We start from the raw sequence: 16046 nt of genomic DNA, 5'->3' as shown, positions 1-16046 counted from the left end.
ACGAAATGTCAGTTCGCCGTCAGCGATATCGTCCGTGTTTTTGAATGACCTCGATCTGATAGCCGTCCGGATCCTGGACGAAGAAAAAACGCGCAAGCCTGGTTCCATTGTGCTCGAAATCCACGAGCTTGCGCGGGGCTAAACCGGCCTCCTCAAACCGGGCATGTTCGGAAGCGACATCGTCCACGACGAAGGCGGAATGGCCGTAGCCGTCGCCAAGTTCGTAAGCCTGCTTACGATCCTTGTTGATGGTCAGTTCCAGTTCGAAAGTGTTTTCGGCATTGGATAGATAGACCAGCGTGAAGCCATCGAAATCCAGCCGTTCCGCGACCTCCAGTGCGAATGCGCGATGATAAAAATCCACCGACCGGGCCTCATCGAGTACCCGGATCATGCTGTGCACGAACTTCGCCATGCCCCTCCCTCTTCGTTGTCTCCTGGTCCAGACTATAGAGACGGAAAAGAACTGCGGGTATTATTCTGCTACTACCTAAGCGATTTTGCTAGAGGTTATGGTTCCTTGGAGAAAATGCGACCTTGACTCGCACTATTCCACGTCTTGGGAGGGACCATGAATTACGACAGTCTGATACGGACGGTGACGGCCATCGTCGGCACCGCACACTGCTTGACCAGCCCGCGACAGACGGAGCGGTTTCGCAAGGGGTTTCGCTCGGGCGAGGGCGATGCCGTGCTGGTGGCGATGCCCGGCAGCCTTGTCGACATGTGGAAGGTCCTGCAGGCGGCGGTGGCGGCCGATTGCGTTGTCATCATGCAGGCCGCTAATACCGGGCTGACGGAAGGTTCGACCCCGAATGGCAGCTATGACCGCGGCGTTGTTATCGTTTCGACCTTGCGGCTGGACAGGATCCACGTGCTCGACGAGGGACGGCAGATCGTCAGCCATGCGGGAGGCACGCTGTTTCGTCTGGAAAAACTGTTGCAGCCCTATGGGCGACAGCCGCATTCGGTGATTGGTTCATCCTGCATCGGCGCGTCTATCGTCGGCGGCGTCTGCAACAATTCCGGTGGCTCTCTGGTACGGCGCGGCCCGGTCTACACAGAGCTTTCGCTTTATGCCCAGCTGACGGAACTGGGCGAATTGCGGCTCGTCAACCATCTCGGTATCGATCTCGGCAAGACGCCGGAAGAGATGCTGGCGCGGCTCGATCGCGGCGACATCGATCCCAGCATGGTAAGGGACGGTCGGGGCCGTGCTTCGGACGACGGTTACGCATCGCGCGTCCGGGATGTCGATGCACCGACGCCGGCGCGTTTCAACGCCGATCCCCGCGGCCTCTTCGAGGCATCGGGTTCGGCGGGCAAAGTGGCGGTGTTTGCGGTGCGCCTTGATACCTTTGCGATTGAAGCCGACACACGGGTCTATTATGTCGGGACGAACGACACGGCCCGACTGACAGCGCTGCGACGCAGTTTGCTGACCGCTTTTCCGGAACTGCCGATCAGTGGTGAATATCTCCATCGCGATTGTTTCGACGTCACGCGGCGATATGGCAAGGACACCGTGCTGATGATCCATTGGTGGGGAACAGACAGGCTTCCGACATTTTTTGCACTTAAGGGTGCCATCGATGCATGGCTGAAGAAGGTACGGTTCCTGCCGCGTAACCTGACGGACCGTCTTATCCAGGGTCTGACGAACTTGCTGCCGGAAGTTCTGCCGCACCGACTTCTATCGTTCCGCGAGATGTTTGAACATCACCTTATCCTCAAGGTTCCAGGAACGATGGCGGAAGGGGTGGACCAGGTCCTCAACGCGGCCGTTGGGGAGAGTTCGTGGTTTCTCTGCGATGCGGAAGAGGGCAAGAAAGCCATGCTCCATCGTTTTGCCGCTGCCGGTGCGGCCATTCGTTATGCCGCTGTAAACCCGCAGGTGGGCCAAGACATTCTTGCGCTGGATATCGCCCTGCGTCGCAACGATACCGATTGGTTCGAGCACCTGCCGGCCGACATAGACGACTTCATTGAAAAAAAGCTCTATTACGGCCACTTCCTTTGCCACGTCCTTCACCAAGATTATATCGTGAAAAAAGGTATTGACGTGAGGGCGCTCAAGCGGCGGATGCTGGAACGTCTCGATGCGCGCGGGGCGGAGTATCCGGCGGAGCATAATGTCGGTCATGTCTATCACGCCAAGCCAACTCTGTCGGACCACTATGTTACGCTCGATCCGACCAACAGTTTCAATCCGGGGATCGGGCGAACCTCACGCGTAAAATTTTATCAGCAGGCTTGCTCATGCGAAAAAAAGCCCACAATCCACCAAAACGGCTAGGGGGAAGACCGACCAGCATGCCATTTGCGGCCGGTGCTTTGTTTGCGAGGGATTCATGGGTTTCCGTCCCTCCAACGGAAAGATCAATACCTCTTTCGCGATGATGGCGATTGATGTGGCTGCGGTTCAGTCTCTGGAGCACGGCGACGAACCGAAGCTGATTCACCATCCCAACCGAGAAGTGGATGATCGCACAGACATTGAGCGATGATCTTCGACTAAGCGTGTTGACAGCATCGGCGGCAGGCAGGGCGGCTATACCAGGCGGCGTTCCGTTGTGAGGTTGGCATTTTGGCACCGGCTACGGCACGTTCGGGCTGGCATATCCATATTATGAAAAGCTGCGGGATATTTATCTGGCATACGTGAACCATGCCCATAATGTTTTTCTGGAAGTGGCGCTGGAAGGCGGTCTGATCGAGGCCGCTCTCGTGATGTTTTACCTAGTCGTGGTTGTCCAGCGCCTTTCTAGAGTAAGTGACAGGCTGTTACCGCGGCTGTCGTTTCTTTCGATCTGCGTCGTGCTGGTGCATTCCACAGTCGATTAACCGCTGCGAACAATGAGGGATGCCGTTTCCTTTGCATTTTTCAACGCAATCTTTTTCGTCAGAAACAGAGATCCGGCATCGGATTCGAAGTTGTCGCCCGACGTTTGGAATGGAAAGACCGATGTCTCGGGGGTGGCTCTATATCGGCGTTAGCTCCCGGGAACGCAAACCTCGCGTCGTTCGGCCCTGGAGTGCTGCTCGTCAGTTGCTATGCAATAATCAGATTTGCGTCGGTAAAGTTGTACATTGCATGCCGCTTGGGATCGACATTGTTTATAGCGACGAGAATATCCGTGCTGCGCGATCTCTGCAGATGCTGAACGCCAATTTCAACGGTTCTGCACGTCGTTTTTGCCCATTTTACAACCAGAATCGTTCGCTCCACCAAGCTCGCCAGATGCATCGTGTCGGCCGATTCCAGCGCAGCCGCACTGTCAAATATGACCGTTTGACCTTTGATGCGTGCCATCTCGATAATTTCAGAGACATCTGCCAAATATGCACGCCGATAGAGATCGGGCGTTCCCGCCGGAATGAAATCTATGCCGGTTGGGCCATGATGATGCACGATATCCGTCAGTCTCGTCTTGCGCCTTATGAATTCATTTAATCCATGCACCTGCTCGGAATTGAACAACGAAACAAGATTTCCACTTCGAAGGTTGCCATCAATGAGAATTACTCCAACGCCGCTCGTAGCGATTTCAATTGCGAGCGATCTGGCGATGGTAGACTTGCCTTCGCCCTTCTGAGATGACGTCACAATGATGCTGCCGGGCAACTTCCCTCCACAGGATTGCTTGAGCGAAACGATAAGCGTTTGAATAGCGTCATCGAACTTGCCGCCCCGCATCCGTCTCAGTAGCTGCAATCGCTCTTTGCGCCGTAAACGTGGAATAAGGCCGATTGGCACGATGTGGTTTAGGCCGGATAGCTGGTCGAAGCTGCGGACAGTTTTATCGAGCATCTCGATGACAAACGCGATGGTCACAGCGAAAGCAACTGACGCGATGAGGGCGCCAAGAAAATAAAACAGACGGCCGCGTCCCTGTGGTGCCAGTGGGGTCGTTGCCGGCGACAACAGTTCGATTTCCGCTCCTGGTGAGCGGGCTTGATCGGCAAGGACGCGGCGCTGCTCCTCGATCTTATCCATTGCCAATTGTTCTTTTTCCACCGCACGTTCTAAAAGGACGGCTTTGGTTTGCACCTCTGAGTTGCGGGATCTCTGTGCTTGAGCAGTTGCTAGTGACGACTGGATTCCGGCACCTTCCTGATCGAGATCATTCAGCGTGACGCGCAGCGTTTCGAGGTATCGATCGAGTGCCAGATCAAGGTCCATGCGAGACCTGGCAACCCGCGCCCGCAAGTCGATCACTGCCTGAGCCGCTTCGCCATATACCTCAAGAACACGGTCAAGATCTCTCTGTTGGGCCGTCAGCTCGCGTTGCATTTCGCCGAGATTTTCCGGAACGGACGCACCCGGGATGACAAGCGCGGTCGCACCAGCACCTTCCAGATGAGAGATTGTCAGGCGTGTCTGAACTCGAGCCTGATCGAGTTTTAAGCGTCGGTCGTTCAAATCCGCAATCAACTTTGCCGTTGTGCCCTGAGCGTCATCGCTTAATATCACGCTCATTGTATTTCGATATCGATCAAACCTGTCGCGCGCAGTGGTGAGGCGTTCTTGCTGTTCGCCGAGACGCTGCTGAACCCATTTCTCTGCAGCATCCAAACGAATGAGAAGCCGATCTTTCCGCTCATCAAGATAGATGCTGATCAGGTAATTCGGAATCGCCGCTGCCAGCGCCGGATCACCGGACGAGAAACCAATCCTGATAACGTTCGCCTGGCCATCGCGCTGTACGCTCAACGCCCCGTAATATTCGAGGACCACGCCATCGATTCCGGTTGGCTGCGGCAAGGGAGATGTCTTGCTGCCTGTCGGGTTTCTCAAAATCTCACGCACGCGGTCAATAAGCGAGGCTTTCCGCAGGGCCGGATTAAATTCCGGCCGCTCGTCGAGCCGCAGATCGCGAATGACCCGCTCCGCGGTGCTCCTCGACAGCAGCCGTTCCGTTTCCGCCGTAAGGTCAAGCGAACCGGTGTGGTCGGATGCTTCTGCGGAGAGCGATATCGATAGAGGTGAATGGATCATCAGTCGAGATTCGGCGTGATAGATCGGAAGCAGTCCCCGAATGACGGGAAAGGCCGCGGCCATCAACAGTATCGTGAGCGCGACGATCAACATGATCCTTCGTCGGATGAGGCGAATGCCGGCCATCAGATCAAAGTCGTCTGCCGCCTCATGCCTCTGAAATCGCGGATCATATCGCATTGGCGACAGCGACCCGTTGCGGTCCATCGGGAGAGTTGTAATTGTCATGAGGCACCGGCAGATGTTTGAGGTTGCGCGGAGACGGCGTCGTATAATTTTTCCAGTGATCGCATGTAGGTTTTCATGCTGAAGTGATTGAGGTAATGAAGACGGGCTTGGGTCGACAGACGATTGCGTTGTTCGCGATCGCAAACCAATTTTGCCAATGTGGCCGCCAGCGCGTCCTTGTCTCCAACCGGTACGAAAACACCGGTATCACCGTCAGAGATCACCTCCTCATGCGCCCCGACACGCGTGGTCACAACCGCTAGCCCATGAGCAATGCCTTCGATGACCGCCATGGCCATGCCTTCGGCATATGACGGCAGAACCAGAATATCTGCCTGCGAGCACAACGCCCGTGCCTCGTCGGCGCCAAGCCAACCCGGCATCACCACCAGGTCGGAAAGCGCCAGGGCTGCCGCCTGACGACGGTAATCCTCCACCGGCCCGTCACCTGCAACAACGGCTTTCCAATGAAGCTCCTTCATTACAGGATGGCTCAAAGCAAGAAGAAGCTCCGGGACGCCTTTGCGTTCACTTAGCCTTCCCAAGAAAATAATGAGCGGCGGTTCGCTACGTCGATCCTCGCGGACCCGGACAATGCGGTCGGCGGGATCCGGGACACAGTTGCGAATAACCGCGATGCGTTGCGGATCAACACCCAAATCACCTGTCAGCGTCAGATGATCACGTTGGCCCAAAACGACGACATGATCAGCGCCTTGGAACATTCGGCGTATTCGCGTTTTTTGTGTCGAAGTGCGTCTAGAAAAGTCGCGCGCGTAATCGTAGTCGTGCAGATGAAGTATATGACGACAACCGAGAAGACGAGCCACTCCCGTCAGGATCAGCTTTCGTGAAGTGCTGCCGCGACCCGCAATATGAATGTGATGTATGCGGCCAGGATCCGCGACGCGATCTTTCGCCATTATGACGACCGCGGCCAATAAGCGTGCTGGCGACGTCGCAGGCGACCATTTCTGCCCCCGCGTGTCGGTTATCAGGTGTTCCCGGTCAGTATCCTTCGCTGCGTTCGATATGTAACCGACCAGCCTGCCAATGCCGCCGCCACTTTCACATCCTCCCGGTAGATAATGGCGCACGGATGAAGGGGGCGATTGTGGTATGCGGGATATTCGGGAAAGCGCGTTCACGTGCATGGTTCCACCACTTTGCGGTAAAGGGATGCTGCCTGTGCACCCACTTGCTTGGGCGAATTCGCTCCCAGGGACCAGGCGAGGGCATTTGCTCCAAGCCTGCATCGCAATTCTCTGTCTTGTGCCAAAGTCAGTATGGCTCGCGACAGGCTCTCCCCATCCGCGGGCGGAACTACAAGTCCCAATCCGTTGGACAAGACGGTAGTTGGCAATTCGCCAACATCGGTCACGATGACTGGTTTGCCAAACGCTGCAGCCAGATTAAGCACCCCGCTTTGGGACGCTTCCGTATACGGAAGAACCACGATGTCCGTATCGAGAAAAAGCTGAGCGACTTCAGCATCCTCGATAAATCGATTGCGGATGTCATAGCGGTTAGGATCACCCATAAGTGGCCGGTAGACCCACGGATCGTCGCCGCGGCCCGCGATCGTGAAACGGAGGTCAGGTGAACAGCCCTTGAGCAATGCCTCGGCGCGGGCCAGATGCTCCAGACCCTTGTACGCAAAAATTCTCCCGAACAGCAGAATTCGCAAAACTCCATCTGCTCGATATGGAGCCATTTTCTGTCGTCGCGCGAGTTCGGCGTAGCGGTGAATGGCTGGATGAGACAGGACATGGACATGATTGGCGGACTTTGAATACTGGTCGAGCACCAGTTGCTTCAGGCCTTCGCCATGTACGACGATATGCCGTGACTGATGCACCATCAGTTTGGGCGCCCAGGCAGGCAGCGTAAGTGTATCACTGTCACCAGGATGCACATTCACGTCATGGATGGTGGTCACCAAGGGGATCGGGCGCCAAAATGGCACGGCAAAATTCAGCCACAACGTACTGTTGCTCAAAAGATGGACGAGGTTCGGTCGCTCCTGCCTGATCAGGCGGGTAAGCCCTCGCAAGAACCATGGATTGAGCAGTGAACGGTGTCGTGGCCACTCCAGGAGACGCAGATCGACTGCCGGGTCGAACCAGGACGCAAGATGCTCGTAACGCCGGCGAGGAACGGCCAAAACGACCTTCAAATGCTGCGCTAGGCCGCTGGCAAAGGAAATCGTGTAGTCTTCCAACTCGGAAGCCAGAAGCACCACCTTCATTTGACATCCTCCGCCCATCCGAGGTCCTCGCCGCGGCGCGGTAGGGTATAGGCCGCGCGCAGTGCGTCACGCATGCGCCTCATCAGGTTCGGTTCTCCGGCGAAGGTAATCCCTTTCACGGCAAGCTGAAGCCGGGTGCGCATGGTGCCCCCTTCAATCCGCGCAGATGCCACCTGATAGGGAAAGTGATCTGTCAATCGCAGTCTTGCAGGCAAGTTGCGGGACGACAGGAACTGGTTTGTCACATTGACGGTCGCGACCCAGTGCGCCATGCGTTTGCGCAACATGGCTGCATCATCGACCGGTCTATACCACGTGTTGTTATGGATTCTGTAGCACCCAAGCGAGCTTGGTAACGCAGCGATATGCCCCAAGAACGGATAGATGCCCGTAAGCCAGAAATCTGCAGATATTCTGAACTGCTCGGGGATGTCGCCTGCCGCGTTCCATGCACTTCGCCGGACTGCGATGGCAGATGTCATTGGAAAAGGCCAGCAGCCTGCGGACCTACTGATCCAAGACGACATGTCGCCAGAACATAATGTTCGAGGGATTGGTTTCAGAGTTGGTGTGCCGTCGCTGAACGCGGGCTGAAGTCGGTGATACACAAGTGATAGGCGATCATCCGCATCAAATGTCGTTGAAATTGCTGCCAGCTTTTCCGGAGCCCACCAGTCATCCGCATCCAGGAAACAAAGAATGTCGCCTGCGCTTGCTCTGACAGCAGCATTTATAGCCGCGGCTTGTCCCTTGTTTTCCTGAAAGAGTAATGTTGCCTGCTTGCCGTAGGGTTCAAGCACTGTGCGCGACTGGTCGCTTGAACCATCGTCCACCACAACAATTTCTACGTCCGGCACTGTTTGCGCCAGCACGCTGTCAATTGCGCGTCCGATGAAGCGACCGTAATTGTAGTTATTGATAAGAACACTGATGGTCGGTCGCGTCATGACACTTCTCAAAAGGTCGATGGGCTCTGTGCTTGCGGTCAGAAAAGTGGAGGAGGCGCGTATTTTCCCATTCGGCTGAAGACTGTTCGCACCGCTGAGGCTGAGTGCCAGACGTTGCGAACACCATCAGTTGCCGTAATCCCTCAGCTTGAATGTCCATTGACAAATTACCGTCGAATGAAGCGACACATAACCTGCTCTTATGGGTAGGCCGATTTGATTATTGCTCCACTTTGGGAACCAAGTATCTCCCAATGGTGTAAGGGCACCGATACTTTCGCTCACCACTAAGGCGTTCGACGTAGTCCGTTCTTCAGGCGCGCATATCTCGCGGCGTTTATATCAGGCCAATTTTCTGCACAGTTATTGCTGCCATGTTCATGCAGCTGGGCTATGCAGTCTCGTCAAACTCGGGAGGGGATGGGCTCGCTCGATCGCAAGCGAGGATCAGGAATGAGACGTATATGGAGGCGTTGTTACCGGCATTGCGTTTGTCTCCGGCGAAGCTAAGCCGCACAACCTTGCCCAATGTGATCTCCAAATTCGATCGAACAAGATTCTATGTTTGTCCGGATGGAGACGATACCGGGGCTGGGCTCCCACCCTTTCGCCAACCCGGATTACGCCGTGAGTTGGCATGCGTAGGCTGAAATTGGGACACGCATGGCGTCAAGGCCGTGGTTTAAGGGCGTGGCGACGACGGCACTCCAATAACGGGTAGCGCAACCTTATTAAGCGCTAGCCGTGTCATCACCTCCGCACTGAGCGCCCCGTGGACCGCAGGATGCAGGTTGCGCCCTTCCTCGGCGTAGGAATAGGTCCACGCTTCAGCCGGGCCGAACGTCATGAAAACAGCAACGCGGTCCGGAATACCGGTAGCGCGTCGGATGATTGCTCGTGTTGAGGTAAACGCCTTTTGAGCGTCCAGATGAAACCACGGCCCGATCCGCTCAATGAATTTTCGCACCGCACGGTCGGTAAATGTAGGCAATTGCCCGGCGTGTTCGATGCGCACATCGAAGACGATGGCATCGCCAGCTCTCACCGCAATTGGCCTGTCCGGCAGACTTTGGTTGCGTCCTTTAAGATGAGATCTCGGACGAACCTTCAAGGTTGTCAGCGCGTCTTCATCCTGATCTTGCAAGTAAAAGGCGATCTTGTAGACCCTGAAACTCTCATCGTTGAAAATGCGCCCATCTCGACTGGCCGGATGGTGAGGTACGTCGTTATGCCATGAAGACGTCGTGTTGATCATCAAGTCGCATTCGCCCGTCAGGATAACGTCCAGCGGCTGGGTGATTTCCCTCAAGCGATCGAGGATCGCATCGGCGGTCAGAGTTTTGGCAACTTCCTCCACCGAGTACATGGCATAAAGCTGGAATTTTCCGCCGTACTTATAGTCGCCGCTCGATTTCAGATGTTTTGTGACTGTCCGCCGCAGAGCTTCTACCTGCTCGCGCGAAAGGAGGCCGCGAATGATTGCGTAGCCATCCGACATCAAGTCGTGCTGCAACTGGCTGGCGGTGCGAGGCGCTTTCAATGTGCTGTCAAAAGGCGCTCCGGCATGACTCGTTTCGTGAACCATTTCTCCCTCCGGCGTTTTTGAGGCATCAAAGAATATCGTCTCCCCCTCCATAAAAATCAAATTATCCAATTGGAGTAAATTCGCGTACGGAGGCAGCAAAATTGTGCACATAGGGCGATGCCATCTACGGCCAGAAGGATATAATTCCGATCCTTGATTGACGTATGTGTCACAGTACTAAGGAATATAGCTGTATACCAAAATATTGATGAATTCTAACTTCCGAGATAACTCTGATCCCCGTTCAGATCGAGGAAGTAAAACTCATGAAAGCCTCGTCAGTTGATCCAAACCACACGCCATCCGGTGCGTCGGAAACGTCCTTGACCTGGGTCAACGTCCTGGGTGTTCGCATCTCGGCAGTCAATCTTAAAACGGCTATCCGACTTATCCAGACATCTATTGAACGTGGCGAAAAACAGTATGTGTGCGTTCGTGATGCGCACGGTGTTGTCCGATGTCAGAATGACCCTGTTCTTCGGTCCATCCATAACCGGGCCTTTCTCGTGACCCCTGATGGCATGCCGTTGGTATGGGCTTTGAAACATGCGGGTCACTCGCAATGCGGCAGGGTCTATGGACCCGATCTGATGTTATCACTCTTTGACGAAGGGCGATCTGCGGGCCTGCGCCACTTCCTTTATGGTGCAACGGCACACACATTGGAAAAGCTTCAGGCGCGCCTTCTGAAGCGGTTTCCGGGCGCACAGCTCGCCGGCTCCTATTCGCCACCTTTTCGCGAGTTGTCGCGGCAAGAGGATGCGGATGTCGCTGACCTGATCAACCGCTCTGGCGCAGATGTCGTTTGGGTCGGTCTCGGCAGTCCCAAGCAGGAGGCCTGGATGGCGCGCATGCGTGACCGTCTGGACGCTTCGATGCTTATCGGGGTTGGAGCAGCTTTTGATTTTCACGCCGGCCTCGTACGCCAGGCTCCGCGCCTGATTCAGCAGAGCGGCTTTGAATGGGCGTTCCGGCTCGCGTGCGAACCGCGGCGGTTGTGGCGTCGTTACGCGCGTGTTGTTCCGACCTTCATATCGCTGAGTGCAGCACAAAGACTGGGTCTTAGAGAGTTTCCGATCGATGACAAGATTTCGGGGGCAACGGATTAGGAACGGTGTCTAAGGGGAGTAGGGTCATCATGCCATTTCCATTCCTAGCAAGGTTATCCGGACTGTCGAACGTGACCGCCGTCAGCGGTCTGGGCGGAATTCCGGCCAATCCCGTCCGGTCTGCAACACGCCAAATTGGGCCTGCGAAACTCAACCAGCAGCAAGCGTTGAACATACCAGCCGCGCTGAAGCGCAGACTAGCTTGGTTTGCCGTATCGTCACTTCTGATCCTGGCTGACATTGTTGCGTATATGGCGTCCTATAGTCTTCTCCTGCCATATCTTTCCGGCACCTCGGATAGTGTGCCGTCAGAGCGTATTTTCGCTCTCGCAGCACTGGCCGTAATTGGTCTCAATATGCTCACGGGGCTTTATCCCGGGTATCGGCTCCATGAGCAGGAGCATCTACGTCGGCGCGTCACAGTCTTCACCAAGATAACACTCCTTTCCACCGTCGGAACGGTACTGCTACCCGACGGATTGGGAGCGGTTTCGAGTGTTATCCTCTTCCTTTTCCTCGGCCTTTTCTTTCAACCGGTTCTTCATAGGGCCGCGCGGCGCTTGTGCCGCAGACTTGAAATTTGGGGTGAGCGGGCCGTGATCCTGGGGGATGCCGGCCAGGTCTCAAGGCTCATGATGCATTTTACTGATCGCTGGCAGTACGGAATTCAGCCGGAAGCATCACTCGCCGACGCAGTGGCGTTTTCTTCCGACAGACCCGCGATCGCCTTGGTCGCGGGCGGCGTCGACGCAGCGATTGCGGATCTGCCGGCACTTCGCCGAAAGTTCGATGAAGTCATTCTTCTCTGCGATACGCCAGACCTGAAGGTTAGTGGCCTGCAGCCCGCAGACGCTGGAGGAGAGATCGGAATACGATTGGCCAGAAGCAGTGGCTTGGCCACTCCCCAATTTGCTCGTCGCGTACGGGATCTCGCGATCGCCATGCCCGCATTGCTTATACTCACGCCGTTTATTCTGGTCGCTGCGGCCGTGATATATGCCATTGATCCCGGCCCGGTATTCTTCAGGCAGGCGAGGGAAGGACTGTCGGGCAAACCGCTGCGAATCCTGAAGCTCAGAACGATGTACCAAGATGCCGAAAAGCGTCTCGAAACATTGTTGCGAACCAATCCAGCCATTCGGGTCGAGTGGGAAACCAGCTTCAAGTTGAAGAAGGATCCGCGCATCCTGCCCTTCATTGGGCATATCCTTCGCTCCAGTAGTTTTGACGAACTCCCCCAACTGGCAAATGTTATCTCCGGAGAGATGGCCATCGTCGGGCCGCGACCGTTCCCGGAGTATCACCTGAGGGCGATGGATGGGAAATTCCGCGAAAAGCGGCGTTCGATAGCCCCTGGGTTGACCGGACTGTGGCAGGTCTCCGCCCGAAGCGATGCGGATATCAAGCTGCAGCAGCAACTCGACGAATTCTACATCGACAATCGCTCTCTCTGGTTCGACTGGCACATCCTCATCAGGACAATTCCCGCAGTCTGCAGGCGCAACGGGGCTTACTGACCCTTTGCAAGGCCTCTCATCAACTCACAAGGAGTACGTCTATGCACGGACAAAAACGCGTTATGGTTAGCGGTGGCACCGGCTTTTTGGGGTCGTTCCTGTGTGAAAAGCTTCTGAAAGAGGGCAACGATGTCTTGTGCGTAGACAACTATTACACGGGTTCACGTAACAATATCATACACCTTCTCGACGATCCCCACTTCGAAGCCATCCGCCACGACGTCACGGTTCCACTCTATGTCGAAGTGGACGAGATCTACAATCTTGCCTGCCCGGCATCACCGGTGCATTACCAGTTCGATCCAGTCCAGACCGTGAAGACCAATGTCCACGGTGCGATCAACATGCTCGGTCTGGCCAAGCGCACCAAGGCAAAAATCCTGCAGGCATCGACAAGTGAAGTCTACGGTGATCCGGCTGTCCACCCCCAGCACGAGGACTATCGAGGCAGCGTCAATCCGATTGGCCCACGGGCCTGTTACGATGAAGGCAAACGATGCGCCGAGACGCTGTTCTTCGATTACCATCGCCAATATGGCGTAAGCATCCATGTGGCACGAATTTTCAACACCTATGGGCCGCGGATGCACCCCAATGACGGCCGCGTCGTCTCGAATTTCATCGTCCAGGCGCTTCGCCACGAGCCGATCACCGTCTTTGGAAACGGCACGCAAACCCGGTCGTTTTGCTATGTGGACGATCTGATCGACGGGTTGGTCAGGCTGATGGGTGCGCCCGCAGCATTGACGGGTCCCATCAATCTCGGCAATCCGGGCGAATTCCAGGTCCGTGAACTGGCCGAGATGGTGATCGAGTTGACGGGGTCGCAATCCGCCATTGTCTTCAAACCCCTCCCGATCGACGATCCTACGCAGCGAAAGCCGGATATCACTCGTGCAAAACAGGAGCTCGGTTGGGAGCCGAAGATAACCCTGCGCGAAGGCCTTGAAAAGACGATCGCCTATTTCGAGTGGATACTGTCGGCGGGAACAAAGTCGATGCAGGGCGAAAAGCCGAGAGAAAAGTCTGTCCCTTATCTGCCGGTTCAGGACCCCGGGCTGATCGCCCAAGACATTGCGCGGTAGTCCAATGGACGCCGGCACCAGTCAATCAGGCCAAATGTCGGCTGCCTTGGAGGCAGGGGCAGGGGATGAGCTTGCGGCGGCCCCTTTGAACACAAAACAGGCGTTTGGTCCCATCGTGTTCGCAGCTGACGCTGCATTTGCCGCGCCCCTGGCAACCGCGCTCAGGTCCTTGGCCGAAAGCAATATGCAGGCGTGGCCCCTGGATATCCATGTCCTCAGCGAGGGGATGGATGAGGCCACAAAACAGCGTATTGCCGGTTCTATGCCGGAAAATTCCGCAGCGATAAAGTGGCATTCGATTGAAACGCTGTCCTTCGCCAGCCAGTTCGCCACCCGCCCGGGCGTTTCTAAAATGACATTCGCAAGGCTTTTGCTGCCGCGCTTCCTGCCCGCTACATGTGACAGAGCGCTCTATCTGGATGCGGATGTTCTTGTGCTCGATACACTGGAACCATTGTGGGATTTGAACCTGGATGGTGCCGTAATCGCCGCTGTTCCCGACTATTGTCTAGACAGGGCTGCAGCAAAGAGCAGTCCGGCCCCCGAAACCAGTCTTTCGGTCGAGCGATACTTCAATGCCGGCATGATCTTTCTGGACTTTGAAAAATGGCGCAGCGAGCGGATATCGGAGCGTGCCCTGGAATATCTCGATCATTTTCCGACGACGGAATATGCCGATCAGGATGCCTTGAATTTCGTCTGTGACGGACGATGGAAAGAGCTGCAACAAACCTGGAATTTCCAGTTTGACCCGTCTCAGGTGATCGCACGCACTTTGCGCGAGCAGAACCTCAAGATCGTTCACTTCGTAACCAACGTGAAGCCATGGAGGTCGGGGAGCCTCAGCCCGAACGTCGGGTTTTACGATGCCTTTCGATCTCGGACCCGCTTTGCTCTTACACATCGCGAGCGGCTCTCCAGTGCGTTGAAGCGGGTTTGCTCCAGGCTGGTTGCACGCTCAGCGTTGCTGACGAGCATGAAATCTCGGGTGAGGTCGATTGGACAAAGGCGTTCCTTCAGGGCTCTAAAGGTCAATCGGGGATTCGACCATGGATGAGAACAAAGCGTGCTGGGAAAAAATGCCTGGCGATAGTCTTCAGCGATGGCGCTGGCAGGCCGCGGCGGCGCCCCAAGCGCACGTCGCAGAAGCAGCTGTCGGCTCTGCCCAAACGCGCTTTGCACGGGTTGATGTCGTGGTCCCTTGCTACAACTACGCCCATCTTCTGCGAGAATGCGTTGAAAGCGTCCTTTCGCAGGTGGGCGTGGATGTTCGTGTGCTCATTTTGGATGATGCATCCCCTGATGACACGCACGCCGTCGGTACGGATCTGAGCTATCGAGATAAAAGGGTCATCTATCGACGACACAAGGTCAATCTGGGTCACATCGCCACCTATAATGAAGGCATAGATTGGGCTGAGGGCGATCTGTTTCTTCTCCTGTCTGCAGATGATTACCTTCTGCCCGGTGCACTCGGCAGATCGGCGCAATTGATGCTCGACCAGCCAAATGTCGGGTTCACTTTCGGTAACGCCATCATTGCCAAGCCGGATGGAACGACCCAGCGCTTCGATCCAGCCGGTACCAGCAGCGTCAAAGACTTCAGGGTGTATTCAGGAGCGGAATTCATCCGACTGAGCGGAGCGACCAACATTGTTCCCACCCCGACAGCTGTGACCAGAACAGAACTCCAGAAATATGTTGGCGGCTATCGCAGGGAGCTGCCTCACGCAGGCGACATGGAAATGTGGTTCAGGCTTGCCTCTCATGCGAACGTGGGGTTCATCAACAGAGACCATGCCGTGTATCGCAGACATGAAACAAACATGTCCCTGAAATACTGCGTGGATGACATTCTTCCGGATCTTCGGCAGCGGAAAAAGGCGATCGAGCTGTTGTTTCAGCATGCCACGTCCGGCATCCGAGACGACGAGACGTTGCGGCGTTTTCTTGCCAAAGAGCTCGGACGAGAGGCAATCGGACAGGCAAGCGCCGCGTTCAACAAATTCGACATTGCTGCGGCTGCTGTCATTCAGCGTTTTGCCTCGGAGGTCTATCCGGAAGGGCGCAACTCGTTGCCTTGGATCAAGCTGGCATTGAAGCAGGCTGTCGGGCCGCGATGGTGGAATGTTTTGAACTCCACATATCGGCGATCCGTTGAATGACGGGCGACCGGCGGCGCAGCACCTGACCGGATGCGCATTCAAGCTTCCTAAAAAGCTTCGAAGTCGAACCCATTTTACCCGCTTGAGGGCGCCAGTCCGGCCGCTGGAAACTGAGTTGGTATGCGCATGTCTCGGCCAGTTGACGAGCGCACAGGCCGCGGCT

At 55.7% G+C, this 16046-nt stretch carries 14 protein-coding genes; 8 read left to right on the top strand and 6 right to left on the bottom strand.

Features of this window, described 5'->3' with window-relative positions:
• Positions 1-19 precede the first annotated feature (19 nt).
• Positions 20-415, bottom strand: coding sequence for a VOC family protein (locus tag FHP24_RS12555; protein WP_139676534.1), 396 nt, complete (start codon positions 413-415; stop codon positions 20-22).
• A 156-nt stretch (positions 416-571) separates the two neighbouring features.
• On the opposite strand from FHP24_RS12555, the gene dld reads away from it, so the two are divergent.
• The 3 genes from dld to FHP24_RS12545 all read left to right on the top strand — a co-directional run bounded on the left by dld (position 572) and on the right by FHP24_RS12545 (position 2844).
• Positions 572-2296, top strand: coding sequence for a D-lactate dehydrogenase (gene dld / locus FHP24_RS12550; protein ID WP_139676533.1), 1725 nt, complete (start codon positions 572-574; stop codon positions 2294-2296).
• A 55-nt stretch (positions 2297-2351) separates the two neighbouring features.
• Entirely contained in the window at positions 2352-2507 is a 156-nt protein-coding gene (locus FHP24_RS28720; RefSeq protein WP_180355984.1) for a hypothetical protein, read from the top strand.
• A gap of 154 nt (positions 2508-2661) precedes the next feature.
• Positions 2662-2844 (top strand): hypothetical protein, encoded by a 183-nt coding sequence (locus FHP24_RS12545; protein WP_139676532.1) that lies wholly within the window; start codon positions 2662-2664, stop codon positions 2842-2844.
• 208 nt (positions 2845-3052) lie between these two features.
• On the opposite strand, the gene FHP24_RS12540 is transcribed toward FHP24_RS12545, so the two are convergent.
• From FHP24_RS12540 to FHP24_RS12520, 5 genes are all read right to left on the bottom strand, one after another.
• Positions 3053-5227 carry a GumC family protein gene (locus FHP24_RS12540; protein WP_139676531.1) on the bottom strand — a complete coding sequence of 725 codons (2175 nt, stop codon included), beginning with the start codon at positions 5225-5227 and terminating at the stop codon, positions 3053-3055.
• Positions 5224-6381 (bottom strand): glycosyltransferase family 4 protein, encoded by a 1158-nt coding sequence (locus FHP24_RS12535; protein WP_139676530.1) that lies wholly within the window; start codon positions 6379-6381, stop codon positions 5224-5226. Before FHP24_RS12535 ends, FHP24_RS12540 begins: the two co-directional genes overlap by 4 nt.
• Positions 6372-7475 (bottom strand): glycosyltransferase family 4 protein, encoded by a 1104-nt coding sequence (locus FHP24_RS12530; RefSeq protein WP_139676529.1) that lies wholly within the window; start codon positions 7473-7475, stop codon positions 6372-6374. Before FHP24_RS12530 ends, FHP24_RS12535 begins: the two co-directional genes overlap by 10 nt.
• On the bottom strand, positions 7472-8422 hold the full coding sequence (locus FHP24_RS12525) for a glycosyltransferase family 2 protein (RefSeq protein ID WP_139676528.1): 951 nt from the start codon (positions 8420-8422) through the stop codon (positions 7472-7474). The genes FHP24_RS12530 and FHP24_RS12525 overlap by 4 nt, the downstream gene beginning before the upstream one ends.
• Before the next feature lie 682 nt (positions 8423-9104).
• Entirely contained in the window at positions 9105-10076 is a 972-nt protein-coding gene (locus FHP24_RS12520) for a phytanoyl-CoA dioxygenase family protein (protein ID WP_139676527.1), read from the bottom strand.
• A 197-nt stretch (positions 10077-10273) separates the two neighbouring features.
• Here FHP24_RS12520 and FHP24_RS12515 point away from each other — a divergent pair, with 197 nt between their 5' ends.
• From FHP24_RS12515 to FHP24_RS12495, 5 genes are read left to right on the top strand one after another with little or no spacing between them, the layout of a single operon-like run.
• Complete coding sequence (locus tag FHP24_RS12515; RefSeq protein ID WP_139676526.1) at positions 10274-11116, top strand: WecB/TagA/CpsF family glycosyltransferase; 843 nt, start codon at positions 10274-10276, stop codon at positions 11114-11116.
• A 29-nt stretch (positions 11117-11145) separates the two neighbouring features.
• Positions 11146-12633 (top strand): sugar transferase, encoded by a 1488-nt coding sequence (locus tag FHP24_RS12510; protein WP_139676525.1) that lies wholly within the window; start codon positions 11146-11148, stop codon positions 12631-12633.
• A gap of 41 nt (positions 12634-12674) precedes the next feature.
• Positions 12675-13718 (top strand): UDP-glucuronic acid decarboxylase family protein, encoded by a 1044-nt coding sequence (locus FHP24_RS12505; protein ID WP_139676524.1) that lies wholly within the window; start codon positions 12675-12677, stop codon positions 13716-13718.
• Positions 13719-13722: 4 nt separating this feature from the next.
• Positions 13723-14775, top strand: coding sequence for a glycosyltransferase family 8 protein (locus FHP24_RS12500; RefSeq protein ID WP_246091724.1), 1053 nt, complete (start codon positions 13723-13725; stop codon positions 14773-14775).
• Positions 14768-15883 carry a glycosyltransferase family 2 protein gene (locus FHP24_RS12495; protein ID WP_246091723.1) on the top strand — a complete coding sequence of 372 codons (1116 nt, stop codon included), beginning with the start codon at positions 14768-14770 and terminating at the stop codon, positions 15881-15883. The genes FHP24_RS12500 and FHP24_RS12495 overlap by 8 nt, the downstream gene beginning before the upstream one ends.
• Positions 15884-16046 lie beyond the last annotated feature (163 nt).

The sequence above is a fragment of the Aliirhizobium smilacinae genome (genome assembly GCF_006335145.1).
GTDB classification, from domain to species: Bacteria; Pseudomonadota; Alphaproteobacteria; order Rhizobiales; family Rhizobiaceae; genus Neorhizobium; species Neorhizobium smilacinae.
The sequence above is the reverse complement of the archived record's forward strand: the minus strand, read 5'-3'. Positions and strand labels throughout refer to the sequence as shown.